Genomic DNA, 20,680 nt, shown 5'->3' with positions numbered 1-20,680 from the left:
CAGATGCCACAGCAGACCGTGTGCCAGAGCTGTGCCGAGCCGATGGACCCGGAGGACGTCTTCTGCGGGTCCTGCGGGGCGAACCGGGACGGCCGGCCCGCCCCCGGCGCGATGCCGCCCAGCTGGTCGGCCGCCCGGGGCGGTGACGGGGAGCACCCGCCGACCCTGCCCGACACCCCCACCGTCCCGGCGCAGAACGCCCAGGGCGCCCAGACCGCCCCGGGAGCACCGGGCGCCCAGACCGCCCCGGGCGCGCACGGCGGACCGGCCTGCGCGCACTGCGGGCTCCAGCAGGTCACCGGCGACGGCTACTGCGAGGCCTGCGGCCGCGCCCAGCCCCGCCCGCGCGACCACATGGAGAAGTCGCTCGGCGGCGTCGCCGGGGTCAGCGACCGGGGCGTCCGGCACCACCGCAACGAGGACTCCTTCACCGTCGCCGCCACCTCGCTGCCCGGCGGCGAACCGGTCGTGGTGGCCGTCGTCTGCGACGGCGTGTCCTCCTCCGACCGGCCGGACCAGGCGTCCGAGACCGCCGTGGACGCCGCCTCCGAGTCCCTGCTCAGCTCGCTGGAGGCCGGGCGCGAGCCCACCGCGGCCATGCGCGCGGCGATCGCCGACGCGGCGTCCGCCGTCGCCCTCCTGGCCACCGACGGCACCAAGCCGCTCAGGCCCGACGTCAACGCGCCCGCCTGCACCTACGTCAGCGCGATCGCGACCGGCGGCCGGGTCACCATCGGCTGGGTCGGCGACACCCGCGCGTACTGGATCCCGGACGACCGGGTCTCCGCCGAGCCGTTCCGGCTCACCCAGGACGACTCCTGGGCCGCCCGGATGGTCGAGGCCGGGCTGATGGGCGAGGCCGAGGCCTACGCGGACCCGCGCGCGCACGCCATCACCGGCTGGCTCGGCGCCGACGCCGAGGAGGTCGTCCCGCACACCCTCGACTTCACCCCGCACGTCCCCGGCGTGCTGCTGATCTGCACCGACGGGCTCTGGAACTACGCCGAGGCCGCCACCGACCTCGCCTACTACGTCCGCCCGGACGCCCGGACCGAACCGCTCGCGGCCGCCCAGACCCTGGTGAAGTTCGCCGTCGCGGCCGGCGGGCACGACAACATCACCGTCGCGGTCCTGCCGATCGACCCGCCGCCCGCGGCGGTGGCGGGGGCCGCGGACGACGAGGACGGCCGCACCGCGACCGCGCTGGACCTCCCGGTGATCACCGCGGCCGGGACCGCACCGGCCGGCGCGGACGACGAGGACTACGAACCGACCCTGCCGGACATCCCGGTGATCGGCTCCGCCGCCGCCCCGCTGCCCCCGGCACCGCCCCTGCCCCCGCAGCCGCCGGCCGTCCCGCCGCGCCCGACCCGGCCCCCGGCCCAGCCCCCGCGCTGACACCGGGCGGCCGGGACGGCGGGCCCGCCGTCCCGGCTGCCCGCCGTTCCGCCGGCCGCACCGCGCACCGCCCGCACCGCGAACCACCCGGACCGTGCACCGCCCGCAGCGCAGCGCCACCGCGCCACCGCTGTCCGCCCACCGACCGCTCGCACCATCCGACCATCCGACGGGAGCCACCGGCCCATGGCAACACTGGCTAAGCCGAACCTGCCCAGGTTCGACGTGGAGATCTTCCAGAACGAGTTCCTCGCGGACGGCGCCCGGGAGGTGAACGCCATCGTCACCGTCACCGCGACCGGTGGCGGCACCTCGGGCGGCCGCCCGCTCGGCCTCGCCGACGCCGGACCGGGCGGCGCCGACGCGCAGTCCGCCGCCGTGGTGATCCTGGTGGACTGCTCCGGTTCGATGGACTACCCGGCCAGCAAGCTGCGCGGCGCCCGCGAGGCCACCGCCGCCGCCATCGACACCGTCCGCGACGGCGTCGCCTTCGCCGTGGTCGCCGGCACCCACGAGGCCCGCGACGTCTTCCCCGGCGACGGCACCCTCGCCATCGCCTCGGACGGCACCCGGGCCCAGGCCAAGGAGTCGCTGCGCCGGCTCACCGCGGCCGGCGGCACCGCCATGGGCACCTGGCTGGCCAAGGCCGACCAGCTCTTCCTGACCCGCCGCGACATCGCCATCCGGCACGCCATCCTGCTCACCGACGGCAACAACGAGCACGAGACCGCCGCCGACCTGGAGCGCGCCATCGAGAGGGTCAGCGGCCACTTCACCGCCGACTGCCGCGGCGTCGGCACCGACTGGCGGGTCGACGAGCTGCGCAGGATCTCCTCCGCACTGCTCGGCACCGTCGACATCGTCGCGGAGCCCTCCGGCCTGGCCGAGGACTTCCGCTCGATGATGGCCGGCGCGATGGGCAAGCAGGTCGCCGACGTCGCGCTGCGGATCTGGACGCCCGCCAACGCGGTGGTCAGGTTCGTCAAGCAGGTCGCCCCCGCGGTCGAGGACCTCACCGCCCGCCGGGCCGACGCCGGGCCGCGGGCCGGCGACTACCCGACCGGCTCGTGGGGGGACGAGAGCCGCGACTACCACGTCTGCGTGGAGGTCCCGGCCGCCTCCGTCGGCAACGAGATGCTCGCCGCGCGGATCAGCCTGGTCCTGCCGCCGTCGGTCGCCGGGGGGACGCCCGAGGTGCTGTCGCAGGGCCTGGTCAGGGCCTTCTGGACCGACGACCTCGCCTCGTCGACCCGGATCAGCCCGCAGGTCGCCCACTACACCGGGCAGGCCGAGCTGGCCTCGTCCATCCAGGAGGGCCTGGAGGCGCACCGGGCCGGGGACGTCGACCGGGCGACCTCGAAGCTCGGCGCCGCCGTCCGGATCGCCCACGCGACCGGCAACGAGGGCACCTTCAAACTGCTGCAGAAGGTGGTCGACGTGGTGGACCCGAAGGAGGGTACCGTTCGGTTCCGTAAGAACGTGAGCGAGGCCGACTCGATGACCCTTGAGACCCGGTCGACCAAAACCGTCCGTGTGAAGAAGTGACCGCCGAAGAGCCGACCGGGCCGCAGCCCGGTCGGACACTGCCCCGGCTTGTTGGGAATTGAGGGGGGACCTGATGCCGATCTGCCCGAGGGGCCACGAGTCGCAGGCCGAGGACTGGTGCGACTTCTGCGGCTTTCCGATGACGCCGCCGCAGCCCGTACCGCCGCCGCCCGGCACACTCCCCGGCGCGCCCGGGGGCCCGGGGGCGCACGGCGGCCACGGTGCGCCCGGAGCGCCGTACGGCGCTCCGACGCCGCCGCCGAACCCGCAGGGCTTCCCGGACCTCACCGAGGGCCTCGTGGTCTGCCCGATCTGCCGCAGCCCGCAGACCGGCCGGTTCTGCGAGGAGTGCGGGTACGACTACGACCTCTCGGCACCGCAGCGCCCCCAGCAGCCCTTCGGCGTCCCCGCCCAGGCCCCGCCCCCGCCGCCCGCGCCGCTGAACATCCCCGCGGCGTACGGCGGTGCGCCGCAGCCCCCCGCGGCCCCGCCGCAGCCCGGTCCGCCCTCCGGCTACGGCTACCCGCCGCCCGCGCACGGGGGACCGGAGGGGCCCGCCCCCGTCCACGCCGGCCCGCCCTACCAGGAGGCGCCCGGCTACCCGGCGGCGCCCTACCAGGAGGCACCCGGCTACCCGGCCGCCCCGTACCAGGAGGCCCCGTACCAGGAGGCGGCGGCGCCCTACCAGGAAGCCCCGTACCAGGAAGCCCCGTACCAGGAGGCTCCCTACCAGGAGGCGGCGCCGTACCAGGAAGCCCCGTACCGGGAGGCCCCGCACCCGGGCGCCCCGCCGCGCGAGGACTCCGGGCCGGTCTACGCCCAGCCCGGTCCGACCCGGCGCGGCGACGAGTTCGGCACCTCGTTCCACCTCGCCCCGCCGATGCCCCCGCCGGCCCAGCAGACCCAGGCACCGGCCCCCGAGCCGGTCCGGAGCACCTGGTTCGCGGTGGTCGCGGCCGACCGCGACTACTTCACCGACATGATGGCCCGCAGCGGCCCCGAGGCGGCCGGCCTGTTCTTCCCGCCGTACTGCCCCGAGCGCCGGATCCCGCTCACCGGGCGCGGCCAGCTGCGGATCGGCCGGCGCAGCCAGCACCGCGGCACCGTGCCGGAGATCGACCTCTCGGTGCCGCCGGAGGACCCGGGCGCCTCGCACCAGCACGCCCTGCTCGCCGAACAGGCGGACGGCAGCTGGGTGCTGGTCGACCAGGACTCCACCAACGGCACCACGGTGAACGGCGGCGGCGAGCCGATCGCCCCGCACACCGCGATCCCGCTGAACGACGGCGACCGGGTGCACATCGGCGCCTGGACCACGATCACCCTGCACCGCGCCTGAGCCCCGCCGGGCCCGCCCCCGCCGCGGCCGCCCGACCGCCCCGCCGGCACGGACCTCGCCGCCCCGGTGGAACGGACCTCACCGTCCGTTCCACCGGGGTGATCGACATCGTTGTAAAAATGATCATCAAATCGCGTGCCAGGCCCTGCCCAAGACCCCCCGGCGCCCGTACGCTCACTGCCCATGACTGCTGCTATATCCGCCGACGGAATCCGTCAGCGGTACGGGGACGTGCAGGCCGTCGACGGGGTGTCGCTCACCGTCGAGGCCGGCGAATTCTACGGAATCCTGGGCCCGAACGGTGCCGGGAAGACCACCACCATGGAGATCCTGGAGGGGATCCGCAAGCCCGACGAAGGACGGGTCGAACTGCTCGGGATGGCGCCCTGGCCGCGCAACCCGAAGCTGCTGCCGCGCATCGGCGTGCAGTTCCAGGCCTCGGCGTTCTTCAACAAGCTGACGGCCCGTGAGACCATCCGCACCTTCGGCTCCTTCTACGGCGTCGGCCCCAAGCGCGCCGACGCGATGCTGGAGCGGGTCGGCCTGACCGAGTCCGCCGGTGTCATGACCGACAAGATGTCCGGCGGCCAGGCACAGCGCCTCTCGATCGCCTGCGCCCTGGTCCACGGCCCGGAGCTGGTCTTCCTCGACGAGCCCACCACCGGCCTCGACCCGCAGGCCCGCCGCAACCTCTGGGACCTCCTGCGGGACATCAACGCCGAGGGCCGCACCGTCGTCCTGACCACCCACTACCTGGACGAGGCCGAGGTGCTCTGCGACCGCGTCTCGGTGATGGACCGCGGCCGGATCCTGCGCACCGGCGCCCCGGCCATCCTGGTCCGCGAGATCGACGACAGCGTGCGGATCACCGTGGAGTCCGGCCAGCTGGCCCTGGACACCGCACGCGAACTGTTCACCGCCGCCGGGGCGGAGATCACCTCGCTGGAGGACGACGGCGTCTCGCTCTCGCTGTCCACCCGGCTGCCGGCCCCGGTGCTCGCCGTCCTGGCCGAGCGCAACGCGCTGCGCGGCCTGGAGGTCCGCGGCGCCACCCTGGAGGACGTCTTCCTCCAGCTCACCGGACGGGAGTACCGCGCATGAGCGCCGAACGCACCGGGTCCGCCGCCGTCCCCGGCCAGCGGACCACCACCCCGGCGGGCGCGCCCGCCGGACCGGACGGGGCCGGCGACCCGCCCGGGCGCGAGCGGGTCTCCGCCTTCGCGAGCCTCTCGCGGGTGATGGTGGTCGCGTTCCTCCGCGACCGCACCGCGCTGTTCTTCGTGATGCTCTTCCCGCTGATGTTCCTGCTGCTGTTCGGCACCCTGCTGAAGGGCGCCTCCAGCCCGCACGCCAAGGTGGAACAGGTCGGCGCGGTCAAGGTCCTGGACGCGGTGCAGGGCGAGGGCCGGGCCGGGCTGGAGCAGGTCCTCACCATCACCCGCGGCGACGACGAGGCCGCCGCGCTGGAGAAGGTCCGCAAGGGCGACCTGGACGCGATGATCAAGGAGGGCCCGGACGGCAGGGTCGTGGTGCGCTACAGCGCCGCCGACCAGGTCCGCGCCGGCTCGGTCCAGGGCATCGTCAACTCCGTGGTCCAGCAGGCCAACCAGGCCGCGTCCGGCAAGCCCCCGGCGTTCACCATGGACGCGAGCAGGGTCGAGGACGAGGCGCTGAAGCCGATCCAGTTCCTGACCCCCGGCCTGCTCGGCTGGGCGGTGGCCACCGGCGCGGTGTTCAGCGCCTCGCTGACCCTGGTCGGCTGGCGGCAGAAGAAGGTGCTGCGCCGGCTGCGGCTGGCCCCGGTGAGCGCCGGGTCGATCGTGGCCTCCCGGATCGCCGTGTCGGTGCTGACGGCGCTGGCCCAGACCGCGATCTTCCTGGTCGTCGCGACCACGCCGTTCTTCGGCCTCCAGCTCACCGGCGACTGGTGGCTGGTCATCCCGCTGGTGGTCTGCGCGACCGTCGCCTTCATGTCGATCGGCCTGCTGGCCGGCTCGATCGCGAAGACCGAGGAGGCCGCCAACGGCCTCTCGCAGATCATCGTGCTGCCGATGTCGTTCCTGTCCGGCTCCTTCTTCCCGACCGACGACATGCCGGGCTGGCTGAAGGCGATCTCCGAGGCCATGCCGCTCAAGCACCTGGTCACCGCCGCCCAGTCGGTGCTCTCCCGGGGCGGCGGCGTGACGGACGCGCTGCCGGCCATGGGCGGGCTGCTGGCCTTCGCCGCCGTGTTCACCGCCATCTCCTGGAAGCTCTTCCGCTGGGAGGACTGACCCGGCGCGGCCTCCGCGGCCACGGGGTCGTACACCTCCGGACCTGGTCCCCAGGTCCCGGTGTACGGCCCCGCCGTCGTCTGCGACCATGGTCGGGTGAAAGAGATCCGGCGTGGCACGCTCAGCGAGGAGACCTTCTTCGAGCAGGTCGGCGGCGAACCGACCTTCCGGCGGCTGGTCCACCGGTTCTACCAGGGCGTCGCCGAGGACGAGTTGCTGCGGCCGATGTACCCCGAGGAGGACCTCGGCCCGGCCGAGGAGCGGTTCACGCTGTTCCTGATGCAGTACTGGGGCGGCCCGCGCACCTACAGCGAGCAGCGCGGCCACCCCCGGCTGCGGATGCGCCACGTGCCGTTCCGGGTGGACCGCGCGGCGCACGACGCCTGGCTCAGGCACATGCGGGTGGCCGTCGACGAACTGGCCCTGCCCGCCGACGCCGAGCGCCAGCTCTGGGACTACCTCACCTACGCCGCCGCCTCGATGGTCAACACCGAGGGCTGACCCGGCGGACGCCCGGGCCCTGCGGCGCCGGTACCCGGAGGGGCCGGTCCCCGGAGGGGCCCGCGTCAGAGCGGGCTGAGCCCCAGCCCCGCGCCGGGCGCGGCCGCCGTCCGCACCGCCACCGACCCGGCCGGGGCGCTCAGCCGCAGCCAGCCGCCGGCCCGGTGCACGGTGAGCGGGGCGGCCGGGGTGAGGAAGCCGATCACGTAGGCCGCGTGGGCGGCGCGCAGCGGCAGTTCGGGCAGCGCCGAGACCGGGCGGGACCAGATCTCGTCGGCCAGCGCGTCCAGGACCGCACGGGTCCGGTGATGGGCCGGGACGGCCTCGCTGCGCTCCCGGAACTCCCGCACGGCGGCCATCAGTTCGGGGTACACCCGGGCCACCGGCGGCTCACCCGCCGGCCGCCAGCCGGTCCGCGGCGGCAGCAGGCCGGCCCAGGCCGGGCCGGTGACCGGGGCGGGCAGGGTGACGGTGTTGGCCTCCCCGTCGACGCCGTCCAGGAGCTGCCCGGCCGAGACGGTCAGGTCGACCGGCCCGCCGAGCCCGGCCAGCAGCCGGACCGTCCGCACCGCCAGCGCGCCCGAACCGCCCAGCGGCAGCCGCCCGAAGACGGCCAGCACGCCGTCGCCGGACCCGGACCGCGGCACCCCCTGCAACCGGACCGCCGCCGCCTTGTCGAAGCGCAGCAGGCGGACCAGGAAGGCGGCCAGGTCGGCGGCCTCCCCGGTGTCGGCGAGGGCGAGGGGGGCGGTACTGATCAACGCTTCAGCTCACATCCGGTTGCGGGGCGGGGGTGCTGCGGGTCCGCTCAGACCGCGGCGGCGACCGGCTCCCCGTCCAGGAAACGCTCCAGGAAGCCCCGCTCGACCGGGCTTATCCGGCGCGGCCGGGCCTCCGCCAGGTCGTAGGGGACGACCACGGTGGACGCCCGGACGTACACCGTCTCGGTGCCGTCCTCGGCGGTGTCCTTGATCTCGTAGGAGACCGTCAGGGAGGCGACGCCGATCCTGGTCACCCAGGTCTCGACGGTGACCGGCTCGGGCCGGTGCACCAGCGGACGCTTGTAGTCGATCTCGTGGCGGGCCACCACCGAACCGCCCGCGAACTCCCCCGCACCGGCCGCGGCGGCCTGGGTGAACATGAAGTCGATCCGGGCCTCCTCCAGGTAGCGCAGGAAGACCACGTTGTTGACGTGCCCGAAGGCGTCCATGTCGGACCAGCGCAGCGGACAGGCGTAGATGTGGCGTGCCACGGGTGTTCTCCTCGACGTCCGGTGACCCGCCGGGCGTTGGTGCCGGTGGGCCGCGGCCCGGCAGGCCGCCCTCGGGGGCGAGTCTGCCGGGCCGTTGTGACGGTTGGGTGTCAGCCTCGGGTCAGCTTCTTGTAGGTGGCCCGGTGCGGACGGGCCGCGTCGGCGCCCAGCCGCTCGATCTTGTTCTTCTCGTACGACTCGAAGTTGCCCTCGAACCAGAACCACTTGCTCTCGCCCTCGTAGGCGAGGATGTGGGTGGCGACCCGGTCCAGGAACCAGCGGTCGTGGGAGATGACCACGGCGCAGCCGGGGAACTCCAGCAGCGCGTTCTCCAGCGAGGAGAGGGTCTCGACGTCGAGGTCGTTGGTCGGCTCGTCGAGGAGCAGCAGGTTGCCGCCCTGCTTCAGGGTGAGCGCCAGGTTGAGGCGGTTGCGCTCACCGCCGGAGAGCACGCCGGCCGGCTTCTGCTGGTCCGGGCCCTTGAAGCCGAACGCCGAGACGTAGGCGCGGGACGGCATCTCGACCTGGCCGACGTTGATCCAGTCGAGGCCGTCGGAGACGACCTCCCAGAGCGTCTTCTTCGGGTCGATGTTGGCGCGGCTCTGGTCGACGTAGCTGATCTTGACCGTCTCGCCGACCTTGACCGAGCCGCTGTCCGGGGTCTCCATGTCCTGGAGCATCTTGAACAGGGTGGTCTTGCCGGCGCCGTTCGGGCCGATGATGCCGACGATGCCGTTGCGCGGCAGGGTGAAGCTGAGGTCGTCGATCAGGACCTTCTCACCGAAGGCCTTGTTGAGGTTCTCCACCTCGATGACGACGCTGCCCAGACGCGGGCCCGGCGGGATCTGGATCTCCTCGAAGTCCAGCTTCCGCATCTTGTCGGCCTCGGCGGCCATCTCCTCGTAGCGGGCCAGACGCGCCTTGGACTTCGCCTGGCGGCCCTTGGCGTTGGAGCGGACCCACTCCAGCTCCTCCTTGAGCCGCTTGGCGCGCTTGGCGTCCTTCTGGCCCTCGACCTTGAGCCGCGACTGCTTGGACTCCAGGTAGGTGGAGTAGTTGCCCTCGTAGCCGATGGCGCGGCCGCGGTCGAGCTCCAGGATCCAGCCGGCCACGTTGTCCAGGAAGTACCGGTCGTGGGTGACCGCGACGACGGTGCCCGCGTACTTGGCCAGGTGCTGCTCCAGCCAGTTCACCGACTCGGCGTCCAGGTGGTTGGTGGGCTCGTCGAGGAGCAGCAGGTCGGGCGCCTCCAGCAGCAGCTTGCAGAGCGCGACGCGGCGCTTCTCGCCACCGGAGAGCTTGGTGACCGCCCAGTCGCCGGGCGGGCAGCCCAGCGCGTCCATGGCCTGCTCCAGCTGGGCCTCCAGGTCCCACGCGTTGGCGTGGTCCAGCTCCTCCTGGAGCTTGCCCATCTCGTCGAGCAGGGCGTCCGAGTAGTCGGTGGCCATCAGCTCGGCGATCTCGTTGAAGCGGTCGAGCTTCCCCTTGATCTCCTTGACGCCGTCCTCGACGTTCTCCAGGACGGTCTTGGTCTCGTCGAGCGGCGGCTCCTGGAGCAGCATGCCGACGGTGTACCCGGGCGAGATGAAGGCGTCGCCGTTGGAGGGCTGCTCCAGGCCGGCCATCATCTTCAGCACGGTGGACTTGCCCGCGCCGTTGGGGCCCACGACGCCGATCTTCGCCCCGGGGAGGAAGCTGAGCGTCACGTCGTCAAGGATGACCTTGTCGCCGTGCGCCTTGCGCACCTTGCGCATCGTGTAGATGTATTCCGCCACGTGAGATCGCTCCGGCGTCGTCGGGAGTATTCGGCTTGCAGCCTTCCATTGTGCCGCACCCGACCGGGAGCCCAGAACCGCCCGCTGTGCCCCGGTGGGGTATCCGGACGGGCTCCCCGCCCGCCTGCTCCCCTTCGGAACTCCCGCGCGGAACGGCCCGGCCCCCCGCACACGTGGTGCGGGGGGCCGGGCCGTCGTCAGTGCCTCGGCGCCTCAGTGGGCGCTCCGGTCGCTCCGGTCGCTGAGGCGGCTGCCTCAGGCGGCGGTGCCACCGTGGCGGCCGCGACGGCGCAGCAGGAAGACCGCGGCACCGCCGGCCACGACCAGACCGCCGGCGACGGCGGCGATGACCGGGGTGGCGTCGTTACCGCCGGTGGCGGCCAGGCCGCCGGTGGTGCCGGGGGCCGAGCTGGTGGCCACCGGGGCCGGGGCGGCCGTGGTGCTGGCGGACGCCGACGGGGTGGCGGTGGCGCTCGGGGTGACCGACGCGGTGGCGGTCGGGGCCGGGGTGGTCGGCGCCGGGGTCGACGGCTTGGTCGTCGGGGTGGCGCTCGGCGTCGGGGTCGGGGTGGCGCCGCTGGCCGTCTTGCAGTCCAGGATGCCCTTGAAGTTCTTGGTGAAGCCGTTCGGGCCGGTCACCGTGATGTCGTAGGCGGTGTCCTCGGCGACCGGGACGACGACGGTCTCGATCTTGCCCGGCTGGACGGTGAGGTCCTTGCCCGGCTTCACCGAGACGGTGGCCGCCTCGTCGCCGCCGTTGGCGACGGAGACCTTGACGCCGTTGGCGACGCACTCGACCACGGCGGTACTGTCGACCAGCGGGCCCTTGGCGGCCTTCCAGGTCGCCTTGGCGGCGTCCTTGACGCTGAGCTTGGTGGAGCCCGCCAGGATCATGGTCTGGCTGTGCTTCTCCGCGGTGTAGCCCTTGCTGAGGAAGACGCGGCCGCTCGGCACGACGGTCTCCGCGGCGGCGTCGATGGTGGCGGTGCCGTCCGGGGTGCCGGCCGGGACGTCCAGCCACAGCTGGGTGTCCTTGGCGATCGGACCGGCCAGGTCGGAGACCGGCTTGTTGTCCTTGTCGACCAGCTTGACCTTGTCGGCGGAGTCGCCGGCGAGCGCCAGCTTCACCTCGTTGGCGCTGGAGTTGACGGTGAACGGGCCGAGCTTGGTGCCCGGCTTGCCCGACACGGAGTCCGGGGTGAGGCTCAGCGAGGGCTTGGGCTCGGCGGCGATGCCCTTGTTCTTCTCGCTGACCAGGTAGTCGCGGAGCTGCTTGGCCTCGGCGTCCACCGGGACGGCGTTCTTGCCGTCGGAGAACTTCCAGATCGCGGCCTGGGTGCCGGCGGCGGCGTCCTCCTTGGTGAGCTCGCCCTTGACGCCCGCGTCGGCGGCCAGCTTCTTGAGGTCCGTGACCTGCGGGTAGGAGTTCTCCAGGATCCAGCGGATCTTGGAGGCGTCCTGGGCCTTCTCCGGGCGGCCGAGGGAGCTCGACTTCCAGTCGGACTCGCGGTACTCGATCGCCTTGGTGATGTCGACCGGGTGGTCGATGTCGATGCAGTACGTCTTGATCTCGCCGTCGGCCGTCTTGAGGGTGAACAGCCCGCCCTGGACCGAGTGGCCCCCCTCGATGGCGATCTCCTCGCTCATCATGGTCGGCTGGACCACTGCCGTGACACCGCCGCCCGGCGCGTCGGCCGCAGCCGCCGCACCGGCCGCGAACAGGCCCCCGCCCAGCGCAGCGCTGGTCGTGAGCATGACAGTGGTTATGCGCGGAAGACTCCGCCCCTGCCTCTTGAACATCCTGGGATCCCTCCGGGGCCGGGCCTTGCCGATGGGCAGCCCGCCTTGCTTGCCGCGCCCCCTGTGGCGCTGCTTCACGATGTGAACCAGACGAATCCTATTGAGCCCCAGGAGCCCTGAAACCCCCATGCGAAATTAGGACGATACCGTATCTGTATCGTTATCAACGCTCTCAGTATCCACACAAGCTGACGATCTGCCAGAAAGTGAGGATCTTTCCGTTAACCGGAACGAGATTGCACACACGATCCCAACAACCTTCTCGATCAACATATTTGTCGACAGTCCAGGCGCCCCGGCACCACCCGGAGACCCACTAGCCGCCACCTCCGATCCCCTCCCCCGGCACCTCGCCGACACCCACCGCCTCCGCGGCCGAGGCCTGCCGCACCCTCAGGGCGTCCACGATCCACCCCGGCACCGCCTCCCCCGCGCCCCCGTCGGCCCCCTCCCCCGCCGAGCCGGCGCCGCCCGCCGACCCGCCCCGGACCCCCGACGCCCAGCTGAACACCGCCGTGCCGCGACTCAGGTCGTGCCCGACCGACCGGGCGTCGATCTCGACCCTGCTGCGCCGGGCCTCCCCCTCCGTCCACTCCCGCACCCTCAGCCGCCCGCTCACCACCACCGGGTGCCCCTTCGCCAGCGAGTCGACCAGGTGACCCGCCAGCGTCCGCCAGGCCGTCACCGTCACCCACTGCGTCTCGCCGTCCACCCAGGCCTCCCCGGCCCGGTCGTACCGGCGCTCGGTCGAGGCCAGCCGGAAGGTCGCGACCGGCACCCCGCCGGCCGTCCGGGTGTAGCTCACATCGGTGGCGACATTCCCGATCACCGTCACGAGGGTCTCGTTCACAGCCACGCTCCGTCCTCTCGGTTGCACCGTACGGAATCGACCGGTGCGTGCCGAGAGTGCGCTTCCCGGGAAATTCGCGCGAGGGGGATCGGAAATCCTGTGGACAACTCGGGCCTGTGGAAAACCGCTGTCACTCGCAGGGGTGAATTTCAGCCTTTGTGCGACCATCCGACTCCGGATCTGCGGGTCCATGACAACAAACGCCCCGGTCGGGCCCGGGTCCGGCACGCCCCCGCGGGCGGGCGGCCGACCGTCCGCGCACGTCATCCGACCGGGCGAACCCGAATGCGGCCCCCCACCCGCACCGGGACCGGCCTCGACGGCGGCGCTTTCTCCGTGCCGAATCCATAACGGGTGGGGAGACAGCCCCGTAACGAGTGCACAACGTCCGGCGCGGAACACCGCCAGACCGCTGCACTCACGGCCTTCACCTGCGATTATCGGACCGCTCCACCGAGGCCGACACACCAACGGCGGTGTCGTAACAACCGGCCGAGGTTCTGGACACCCTTATCCTGTCCCCGACAGGGCAAGGGCCCGCCTACCCCCACACCCCACCCTCAGGTACGGGGACGGACAGCGGGCGCCTGGCGCCCACCGTCCGATCCCGGCAACGGTCACGCCCATCCGGGCGCCGCCCGTCCCGCCCCCATAGCTCAGCGGATAGAGCACCCGCCTTCTAAGCGGTAGGTCGCAGGTTCGAATCCTGCTGGGGGCGCAACACCGTTTTCCCCGCAGGCCGCGCAGACGGCGGACCTGTCATCACGCCCCCCGCCGCGGCGAATGCCGGGCACCCACAGCGCATAACCCGTGACCATCCGTGTCATGACCGCGCACAAAAGCGCCGCGAAAAGGGACAACGGCAATCCGCGCCCGGCGGAATGCCCGTTTTCGAACCTTCCGCCGCCCGGCCGTCCGCCCCGACGGGTCGGCCCCGGCCCGTCCGCACCGGCCGCACCGTCCGCCCCGACCGCCGCTCAGCCCCCGGCGCCCACGGCCGCACCCGGCGCACCGTCCGGACCGGCACCACCCGCCGCGGCCACCAGCCCCACCAGGTAGGCGTCCAGCAGCTCCACCTGCCGCTCCGCCGGGAACTCCCCCGGGGCGAAGAGCGACTGCACCACCAGCCCCAGCGCGAAGGCCTGCGCCCCCGCCGCGAGCTGCGCCGCCGGCACCTCCGGGGACAGCTCCCCGCGCCGCTGCGCGGCCTCGACGTGCTCCGCCAGCACGGTACGGGCCCGCCCGTACCGCGCCGCGTGCGCGGCGGCCAGGTCCGGATCGGCCAGCGCGACGTCCCAGGAGCCGACCCAGATCCGGTTGCCCGCCGTCGCGGCCGCGTCCAGCGGCAGGATGTCGAGCAGCGCCGCCCGCAGCCGGGCCAGGCCCTCGGTCGGCGGCGGACTGCCGTCGGTCGGCGCGGTGCGCCGCGGCCGCGCGCCCGAACGCCGCTCCAGGACGTCCAGCGCGTGCGCGACCAGGGCCTTCTTGCTCGGGAAGTAGTGGGTGAGCAGCCCGGTGCTGGAGCCCATCTCGGCGGCCACCGCACGCAGCGTGAGCCCCTCGAAACCGCGCGTGGACAGTACCCGCCACACGGCCTGCGAGACCTCGGTGCGGCGGGCTTCATGATCTCCACGGGCCGGCGTCATGGGGCTATCTTACGTACCAAACGTTTGTTATGTATGGACTCAGCACGAACACCGACACGAACGACCGGCACCACCGCGCCCCGCCCCACACGTCCGCACCACGTCCGCCCCACGCGCCGCGAAAGGCCCGCCCATGTTCGCCATCCCCCTCGCCGAGAACGCCGTGCTCCGCCCGCTGGAGCCGTGGCAGGCCCCCGAGTACCTGGCCCACATCGAGCGCGGCCGCGCCCACATCGACCGGTGGATCGGCTGGGCCGCCCTCGCCACGGACCTCGAATCGGCCCGCACCGTCCTGCAGCGCTACGCCGACCGGCAGGCCGCCGACTCGGCCCGGCTGTTCGGGATCTGGCTGGACGGCACGCTGGTCGGCGGCGTGATGTTCGTGCAGTGGGACTCCAAGACCGGCACCTGCGAGATCGGCGTCTGGACCGAACCGGCCGCCGAGGGCCGGGGGCTGATCAGCACCGCCGTCCGGCTCCTGGTCGACTACGCCTTCACCACCCGGGGCATGCACCGGATCGAGTGGCACAACCGGCCCGACAACCTGCGCAGCCGGGCGGTCGCCCAGCGGCTGGGCTTCACGCTGGAGGGCGTCATGCGGGAGTCCTACCTGCACCAGGGCGTCCACCACGACGGCGAGGTCTGGTCGATGCTCACCCACGAGTGGAAGCCCGGAACCGGCGCGTCCGGGGCCACCGCGGCGTCCTGACCCCGCCGGCGGCGCCCGGGCCGGCCGACGGGCCGGCCCGGACCTCCCGGACCGGACGCGCGCCCCCGGCCCGCTCCGGCGGAGCGGGTGCTGAGAGAGTGGCCGCACCCACACCCTTCCGGAGGTGCCCATGGCCGCCCGGCCGCTGCTGACGCGGGACCGAGCCCCGCTGCCCACCCACGTCGACGGCCTCAACGCCCACCTCGGCGAGGACGGCGTCGCGGTCCTGGAGTTCGACCGCCCGCACCGCCGCAACGCCGTCACCCTGGAGATCTGGCAGGCCCTGCCGAAGGTGCTGCTGCGGCTGGCCGAACAGCCCGGCGTGCGCGTCCTGCTGGTCACCGGGGCGGGCGGCACCTTCAGCGCCGGCGCCGACATCGACGAACTCGCCGGGGTCTACGGCGATCCGGACCGCGCCGACGACTACCACGCGGTCAACATCGCCGCCGAGGAGGCCCTCGCCGCCTTCCCGCACCCGACCGTCGCCGTGGTGCACGGCGCCTGCGTCGGCGGCGGCTGCCAGCTCGCCGTCGCCTGCGACCTGCGGTTCGTCGCCGAGGACGCCCGGCTGGGGATCACCCCGGCCAAACTCGGCGTGGTCTACCCGGCGGTGCCGACGCTGCGGCTGGCCCGGCTGGTCGGCCCGTCCCGCGCCAAGTACCTGCTGTTCTCCGGCGAGCTGCTGCCCGCCCCGGAGGCCGCCGCGTTCGGCCTGGCCGACCGGGTCCTCCCGGCCGCCGAACTGGACGCCGCGGCCCTGGACTTCGCCCGCCTGCTGACCACCCGCTCGCCGCAGACCATCGGCGCCGTCAAGGCCGCCCTGGCCGTCGCCCCCGAGCAGGCCGCGGCCGCCCTCGCCCCGTGGGAGCGGCGCTCCCGCGAGGCGCCCGACGTCCACGAGGGGCTCGCCGCGTTCCTGGAGCGCCGGCCGCCCCGCTTCTGAACCCGCGAGCGCGGCCGGGTCGGGGCGGGCCGGGGGCACAGGGGCCGGGGGCCGGGTCGCGGGCGCCGGGGCCGAGGCGCGGACCAGGGCGGGGCCGGGGATCGCGGGTCCGATCAGCTGACGGCAGATCGATACGATCATCCGACCGTCCTGCCGCCAAGCCTCTGGAGCACCCGCGCGATGACCGAGCCCCTGCCCTCGACGACCCGGGCCCGGCAGATCACCGACGGCCTGGAGCCGAAGAACGTGATCATCTGCCTGGTGCTCCTGCTCGGCGGCCTGCGGTACGGCTGGAGCGGGCTCGGCTGGGCGGTGTTCGCGCTGCTCTTCACGGCCGTGGTCCCGACCCTGTTCATCAAGCGCGGCATCCGCAGGGGCACGCTGGAGGACCGGCACGTCGGCCACCGGCAGCGGCGGCTGACGGTCATCCCGTTCGTCATGGGCTCGGTCGCGACCGCCTTCGCGGTGATGCTCGGACTGGACGCGCCGACCGACCTCACGGCGATCGTGCTGGCGATGTTCGCCTCGCTGGTGCCGATCCTGGCGATCACCGTCTGGTGGAAGGTCTCCCTGCACACCGCCGTGTCCAGCGGCGCGGTGGTCTGCCTGGCGATCGCGCTCGGCCCGTGGTGGCTGCTGCTGTACCCGCTGGTCGTGCTGATCGGCTGGTCCCGGGTGGTGCTGCGGGACCACACCACCGCGCAGACGATCGTCGGCGCGGCGGTGGGCGGCCTCACCGCCGGACTCACCTTCTGGGCCGCCCGCTGACGTCCCTTTGCAAAGTGCACTCTTTGCAAAGAGCGGCAGAGGAGTGGCCGGCAGCCGGCCCCGCCGCCCCGCGGGCGGCCGCTCCGGGCCGCCCCAGCCGCTCCACCGGACTCACCCTCCGGGCGGCCGCCCGTTGACGTCTCTTTGCAAAGTGCGCTGTTTGCAAAGAGCCGATCGTCAGCCGGCTTTGGTCGCCCCCATCCGCCGCGCTGGGCCGCTACAGGCCGCCACGGGCCGCTGCGGGCCGCACCGGACGGCGGCCCGGCGCGGCCGTTCAGCGGATCGGGAGCCCCGAGACGGCCCGGGCGATCACCAGGCGCTGGATCTCGCTGGTGCCCTCGAAGATCGAGTAGATCGCGCTGTCCCGGTGCATCCGCTCGACCGGGTACTCGCGGGTGAAGCCGTTGCCGCCGAGGATCTGCATCGCCTGCGCGGTGACCCACTTGGCGGTCTCACCCGCGTACAGCTTGGACATCGAGCCCTCGGCCGAGGTGAACGGCAGGTTGTTGGCGGCCATCCAGGAGGCCCGCCAGACCAGCAGCCGGGCCGCGTCGATCCGGGTCTTCATGTCGGCCAGCTGGAAGGCCACCCCCTGGTTGTCGATGATCGGGCGGCCGAACTGCACCCTGGTCTTCGCGTAGTCCAGCGCCACCTCGTACGCGGCCCGGGCGATGCCGATCGCCTGTGCGCCGACGGCCGGCCGGGAGGCCTCGAAGGTGGCCATCGCCGCGTTTCGCCCGCCGTTGCGGACGCCCTCGCGGGCCCGGGCGAGGCGTTCGTCCAGCTTCTCCCTGCCGCCGAGCAGGCAGTGCCCGGGCACCCGCACGGCGTCCAGCACCACCTCGGCGGTGTGCGAGGCCCGGATGCCGTGCTTTTTGAACTTCTGGCCCTGGCTCAGTCCGGGCGTGCCCGGCGGCACCACGAAGGAGGCCTGTCCGCGCGCGCCGAGCTCCGGGTCGACGGTGGCCACGACCACGTGGACGGCGGCGATCCCGCCGTTGGTGGCCCAGGTCTTGGTGCCGTTCAGCACCCACTCGTCCGCGGCCCCGTCGTACACGGCCCGGGTGCGCAGCGCGGAGACGTCGGATCCGGCGTCCGGCTCGGAGGAGCAGAAGGCGGCCACCTTGACGTCGTCCGGGGTGCCGAACATCTGCGGCGCCCAGGTGCCGATCTGTTCGTCGGTGCCGTTGGCGAGCACCGCGACGGCGGCCAGCGTGGTGCCGACGATGGAGAGGCCGATCCCGGCGTCGCCCCAGAACAGTTCCTCCATGGCGATGGGGATGCCGACGCCGGAGGGGTCGAAGTACTGCTGGGCGTAGAAGTCGAGCGAGTAGATGCCGAGCTTGGCGGCCTCCTGGATGATCGGCCAGGGGGTCTCCTCGCGCTCGTCCCACTCGGCGGCCGCGGGCCGCATCACGTCGGCGGCGAAGCCGTGCAGCCAGTCGCGTACGGCGAGCTGGTCCTCGCCCGGGTCCAGCGAGAAGGTGCTCATGGGTGCGTGCCTCCGGAGATGGGTGCGGCCGACCGGGGTGTTACCTCGGGTAACATCGACGGAGTCTGCTACTGCTTGGTAACCGGTGTCAACGCCCTAGCGAAGGAACAGCGCATGTCCCCAGAGCCCCGCCGGGAGCAGTTGCTCAACGCCGCCGACCGGGTCGTCCAGCGCGATGGTCCCGGCGCCAGCATGAACGCGATCGCCGCCGAGGCCGGCATCACCAAACCGATCCTCTACCGGCACTTCGGCGACCGGAACGGCCTGATCCGGGCGCTGACCGAGCGCCACACCGGCGGCCTGCTGGCCGCCGTCCGGGCCGCCCTCGCCGAACCGCTGGAGCGGCGCGACCGGGTCGAGCACGTCCTGGACACCTACCTGGCCGGGATCGAGTCCCGCCCGCAGGTGTACCGGCTGCTCACCCACCCCGAGCCGGGCGACCCGAGCGGCGCGGGGAACGCGCTCGCGCCGGCTCTGAAGCAGATCGCCGAGGAGATCACCCGGGCGGTCGCGGGCCAGGTCGACCTCGGGGCCGACCGCGAACTCCTCGCCGAGGCCTGGGGGCGGGGCATCACCGGGATGGTACTGGCGGCCGGCGACTGGTGGCTGGAGTCCAAGCCCTGCTCGCGGGCCCGGATGGTCCAGGCGCTCGCCGACCTGCTCTGGGGCCGGCTCGCCGCCGCGGGCGACCTGCCGAGCGCCCTGCCGACCGGGCCTGCCGCCCCGGAGCCGACGGCGCCGGAGCCCGCGGGCGACTGAGACCGGCCCGGCCCACGGCGGCGGCGGGGCCACGGCGCAGCACCGCACCCCGCACACCACCCCGCACCCCGCACCCTTGTGCCGGACGGACCCGCCCCGGCATCATCGGGCCCCACCCTCCCCCGCTCCGGAGGCCCCGATGCGCCTGCGCCGCACCGCCGTTGCCCTCCTGCTCGCCGCCTCCGCCGTCCTGTCGGCCCCGCCCGCCCTGGCCCGGCCACCGCACGGCGACCATCCGCACGACCGGCCACCGCGCTCCGCACCGGCGTTCCCCACCGGCACCGCCACCGGCCCGGACGGCCGGACCGACCCCGTCGACGCCGCCGGCCGCCGGCTGCAGCTGCGCGGCTTCAACCTCGACAAGTACGCCGAGGCCACCGAGCAGGACGTCAGGTCCATCGCGGCCCGGGGCTTCACGCTGATCCGGGTGGCCGTCTCCTGGACCAGGCTGGAGCCCGGACGCGGACGGCTGGACCGGACCGAGCTCGACCGCCTGCACCGGCTCCTCGGCTGGGCCGACCGGTACGGCGTGCTCGCCCTCGTCGACTTCCACCAGGACGTCTACGGGCCGAAGTTCGGCGGCGGCGACCGCGGCATCCCGCTCTGGGCCACCCGTGACGACGGCCTGCCGTTCGAGGCCGACCCCGACGACTGGTTCGCCGGCTACTTCCAGCCCGCCGTCCAGGCCGCCTTCCGCCACCTCTACGACGACCCCGACCTGCGCGCCTGGCAGGCCGACTTCTACACCCGGCTGGCCCGTGAACTGCGCGGCCACCGCTCACTGCTGGGCTACGACCTGTTCAACGAGCCGTTCGGCCCGGTGGACGGCGACCCGACCGACCCGGCGGTGCTCGCCGCCGCCTCCGCCGCGCTGGAGCAGGGCCGGCTCGCCGACATGTACCGCCGGCTGATCGCCGCCGTCCGCCGCGCCGACCGGGACGCCTGGCTGTTCGTCGAGCCGACCGTGCTGGTCGGCCAGGGCGTGCCCACCCGGCTGCCGGGCTTCACCGACCCCCGCCCCGGCTCCCCCCGGCTCGGCTACGCCCCGCACTTCTACGACACGGCCGTCGAGTCCGGTGCCGACTGGGACCCGGCCGGCGGCTTCGTGGAGGACTACACCGCCGCGATCACCGCCTACCCGGCCGCGCACCGCCTCCCCGTGCTGGTCGGCGAGTGGGGGCCGCCCGACTCCCGCCGGCCCGGCAACACCCTGCTGGTCCGCCGTCAGGTCGACGCCATGGACGGCTTCGCCGCCGGCTGGGCGATGTGGTACTGGTGCCGGGGCGACGGCGGCTACTGCGCGCTCGACCCGGCCGGGCGGCCGGCCCCCGGCGACGAGCCGGTCTTCGGCCCGTACCCGGCCGCGGTGGCCGGAACGGGGGCGCGCACCACCGCGAGCGGCACCGCGCACACCGTCCGGTGGACCGCCGACGGCACCGGGCACGCCACCGAACTCGTCCTGCCCGCCGCCGCGTTCCCCACCGGCGTGCGGATCGCCGTGCAGCCGGCCGGCGCCCTGGTCGAGCTCGACCAGCCGACCGGCGACCGGGCCGGCAGCGCCCGGATCCGCCTCCCGCGATCCCGGCCCGGCACCCCGGTCTCCGTCACCCTGGAACGGCGCTGACGCCCG

Annotated in this window: 18 protein-coding genes and 1 tRNA gene; 12 read left to right on the top strand and 7 right to left on the bottom strand. The window is 73.6% G+C overall.

Annotated elements, in window-relative coordinates; genetic code table 11:
• Window positions 1-3 precede the first annotated feature (3 nt).
• The 6 genes from OG550_RS25890 to OG550_RS25865 all read left to right on the top strand — a co-directional run bounded on the left by OG550_RS25890 (window position 4) and on the right by OG550_RS25865 (window position 7,056).
• Window positions 4-1,398, top strand: coding sequence for a PP2C family protein-serine/threonine phosphatase (locus tag OG550_RS25890; RefSeq protein ID WP_327681399.1), 1,395 nt, complete (start codon window positions 4-6; stop codon window positions 1,396-1,398).
• A gap of 186 nt (window positions 1,399-1,584) precedes the next feature.
• Window positions 1,585-2,943: a vWA domain-containing protein gene (locus OG550_RS25885; protein WP_327681397.1), complete on the top strand. Its 1,359-nt coding sequence runs from the start codon at window positions 1,585-1,587 to the stop codon at window positions 2,941-2,943.
• A gap of 73 nt (window positions 2,944-3,016) precedes the next feature.
• Entirely contained in the window at window positions 3,017-4,282 is a 1,266-nt protein-coding gene (locus OG550_RS25880) for an FHA domain-containing protein (protein WP_327681395.1), read from the top strand.
• A 183-nt stretch (window positions 4,283-4,465) separates the two neighbouring features.
• Complete coding sequence (locus OG550_RS25875) at window positions 4,466-5,383, top strand: ABC transporter ATP-binding protein (RefSeq protein ID WP_327681393.1); 918 nt, start codon at window positions 4,466-4,468, stop codon at window positions 5,381-5,383.
• Entirely contained in the window at window positions 5,380-6,555 is a 1,176-nt protein-coding gene (locus tag OG550_RS25870; RefSeq protein ID WP_327681391.1) for an ABC transporter permease, read from the top strand. Before OG550_RS25875 ends, OG550_RS25870 begins: the two co-directional genes overlap by 4 nt.
• Before the next feature lie 96 nt (window positions 6,556-6,651).
• Complete coding sequence (locus tag OG550_RS25865) at window positions 6,652-7,056, top strand: globin (RefSeq protein ID WP_327681389.1); 405 nt, start codon at window positions 6,652-6,654, stop codon at window positions 7,054-7,056.
• Window positions 7,057-7,121: 65 nt separating this feature from the next.
• Here OG550_RS25865 and OG550_RS25860 read toward each other — a convergent pair whose 3' ends face one another.
• The 5 genes from OG550_RS25860 to OG550_RS25840 all read right to left on the bottom strand — a co-directional run bounded on the left by OG550_RS25860 (window position 7,122) and on the right by OG550_RS25840 (window position 12,733).
• A complete protein-coding gene (locus tag OG550_RS25860) occupies window positions 7,122-7,817 on the bottom strand; it encodes a hypothetical protein (RefSeq protein ID WP_327681386.1) in 696 nt (231 codons plus the stop codon).
• Window positions 7,818-7,864: 47 nt separating this feature from the next.
• Entirely contained in the window at window positions 7,865-8,308 is a 444-nt protein-coding gene (locus OG550_RS25855; RefSeq protein WP_327681384.1) for an acyl-CoA thioesterase, read from the bottom strand.
• 110 nt (window positions 8,309-8,418) lie between these two features.
• The gene (gene ettA, locus OG550_RS25850; protein ID WP_327681382.1) at window positions 8,419-10,083 is read right to left on the bottom strand and encodes an energy-dependent translational throttle protein EttA; all 1,665 of its coding nucleotides are present in this window, start codon (window positions 10,081-10,083) and stop codon (window positions 8,419-8,421) included.
• 255 nt (window positions 10,084-10,338) lie between these two features.
• Window positions 10,339-11,838 (bottom strand): Cys-Gln thioester bond-forming surface protein, encoded by a 1,500-nt coding sequence (locus OG550_RS25845; protein WP_327681380.1) that lies wholly within the window; start codon window positions 11,836-11,838, stop codon window positions 10,339-10,341.
• A 361-nt stretch (window positions 11,839-12,199) separates the two neighbouring features.
• Window positions 12,200-12,733 (bottom strand): single-stranded DNA-binding protein, encoded by a 534-nt coding sequence (locus tag OG550_RS25840; RefSeq protein WP_327681378.1) that lies wholly within the window; start codon window positions 12,731-12,733, stop codon window positions 12,200-12,202.
• 645 nt (window positions 12,734-13,378) lie between these two features.
• On the opposite strand from OG550_RS25840, the gene OG550_RS25835 reads away from it, so the two are divergent.
• Window positions 13,379-13,451 (top strand) — tRNA-Arg (locus tag OG550_RS25835).
• Between the two features lie 259 nt (window positions 13,452-13,710).
• Here OG550_RS25835 and OG550_RS25830 read toward each other — a convergent pair.
• Complete coding sequence (locus tag OG550_RS25830; protein ID WP_327681376.1) at window positions 13,711-14,379, bottom strand: TetR/AcrR family transcriptional regulator; 669 nt, start codon at window positions 14,377-14,379, stop codon at window positions 13,711-13,713.
• A gap of 133 nt (window positions 14,380-14,512) precedes the next feature.
• Between OG550_RS25830 and OG550_RS25825 the strand changes: the two genes are divergently transcribed.
• The 3 genes from OG550_RS25825 to OG550_RS25815 all read left to right on the top strand — a co-directional run bounded on the left by OG550_RS25825 (window position 14,513) and on the right by OG550_RS25815 (window position 16,799).
• A complete protein-coding gene (locus tag OG550_RS25825; RefSeq protein WP_327681374.1) occupies window positions 14,513-15,088 on the top strand; it encodes a GNAT family N-acetyltransferase in 576 nt (191 codons plus the stop codon).
• A gap of 130 nt (window positions 15,089-15,218) precedes the next feature.
• Complete coding sequence (locus OG550_RS25820) at window positions 15,219-16,031, top strand: enoyl-CoA hydratase/isomerase family protein (protein WP_327684145.1); 813 nt, start codon at window positions 15,219-15,221, stop codon at window positions 16,029-16,031.
• 180 nt (window positions 16,032-16,211) lie between these two features.
• On the top strand, window positions 16,212-16,799 hold the full coding sequence (locus tag OG550_RS25815; RefSeq protein ID WP_327681372.1) for a phosphatase PAP2 family protein: 588 nt from the start codon (window positions 16,212-16,214) through the stop codon (window positions 16,797-16,799).
• Window positions 16,800-17,073: 274 nt separating this feature from the next.
• On the opposite strand, the gene OG550_RS25810 is transcribed toward OG550_RS25815, so the two are convergent.
• The gene (locus OG550_RS25810; protein ID WP_327681370.1) at window positions 17,074-18,291 is read right to left on the bottom strand and encodes an acyl-CoA dehydrogenase family protein; all 1,218 of its coding nucleotides are present in this window, start codon (window positions 18,289-18,291) and stop codon (window positions 17,074-17,076) included.
• Between the two features lie 114 nt (window positions 18,292-18,405).
• On the opposite strand from OG550_RS25810, the gene OG550_RS25805 reads away from it, so the two are divergent.
• A complete protein-coding gene (locus tag OG550_RS25805; protein WP_327681368.1) occupies window positions 18,406-19,050 on the top strand; it encodes a TetR family transcriptional regulator in 645 nt (214 codons plus the stop codon).
• 139 nt (window positions 19,051-19,189) lie between these two features.
• Window positions 19,190-20,674, top strand: coding sequence for a cellulase family glycosylhydrolase (locus tag OG550_RS25800; RefSeq protein WP_327681366.1), 1,485 nt, complete (start codon window positions 19,190-19,192; stop codon window positions 20,672-20,674).
• The last annotated feature ends 6 nt before the right edge of the window (window positions 20,675-20,680 follow it).

The sequence above is a fragment of the Kitasatospora sp. NBC_00458 genome (assembly GCF_036013975.1).
Lineage (GTDB): Bacteria > Actinomycetota > Actinomycetes > Streptomycetales > Streptomycetaceae > Kitasatospora.
The sequence above is the reverse complement of the archived record's forward strand: the minus strand, read 5'-3'. Positions and strand labels throughout refer to the sequence as shown.

Bases quoted from the DNA above. Each gene is read 5' to 3' on its own strand.
- OG550_RS25885 (WP_327681397.1), top strand. From the start codon at position 1,585: ATGGCAACACTGGCTAAGCCGAACCTGCCCAGGTTCGACGTGGAGATC.
- OG550_RS25815 (WP_327681372.1), top strand. From the start codon at position 16,212: ATGACCGAGCCCCTGCCCTCGACGACCCGGGCCCGGCAGATCACCGAC.
- OG550_RS25820 (WP_327684145.1), top strand. From the start codon at position 15,219: ATGGCCGCCCGGCCGCTGCTGACGCGGGACCGAGCCCCGCTGCCCACC.
- OG550_RS25890 (WP_327681399.1), top strand. From the start codon at position 4: ATGCCACAGCAGACCGTGTGCCAGAGCTGTGCCGAGCCGATGGACCCG.
- OG550_RS25870 (WP_327681391.1), top strand. From the start codon at position 5,380: ATGAGCGCCGAACGCACCGGGTCCGCCGCCGTCCCCGGCCAGCGGACC.
- OG550_RS25880 (WP_327681395.1), top strand. From the start codon at position 3,017: ATGCCGATCTGCCCGAGGGGCCACGAGTCGCAGGCCGAGGACTGGTGC.
- OG550_RS25830 (WP_327681376.1), bottom strand. From the start codon at position 14,379: ATGACGCCGGCCCGTGGAGATCATGAAGCCCGCCGCACCGAGGTCTCG.
- OG550_RS25845 (WP_327681380.1), bottom strand. From the start codon at position 11,838: ATGCTCACGACCAGCGCTGCGCTGGGCGGGGGCCTGTTCGCGGCCGGT.
- OG550_RS25805 (WP_327681368.1), top strand. From the start codon at position 18,406: ATGTCCCCAGAGCCCCGCCGGGAGCAGTTGCTCAACGCCGCCGACCGG.
- OG550_RS25875 (WP_327681393.1), top strand. From the start codon at position 4,466: ATGACTGCTGCTATATCCGCCGACGGAATCCGTCAGCGGTACGGGGAC.
- OG550_RS25810 (WP_327681370.1), bottom strand. From the start codon at position 18,291: ATGAGCACCTTCTCGCTGGACCCGGGCGAGGACCAGCTCGCCGTACGC.
- OG550_RS25800 (WP_327681366.1), top strand. From the start codon at position 19,190: ATGCGCCTGCGCCGCACCGCCGTTGCCCTCCTGCTCGCCGCCTCCGCC.
- OG550_RS25825 (WP_327681374.1), top strand. From the start codon at position 14,513: ATGTTCGCCATCCCCCTCGCCGAGAACGCCGTGCTCCGCCCGCTGGAG.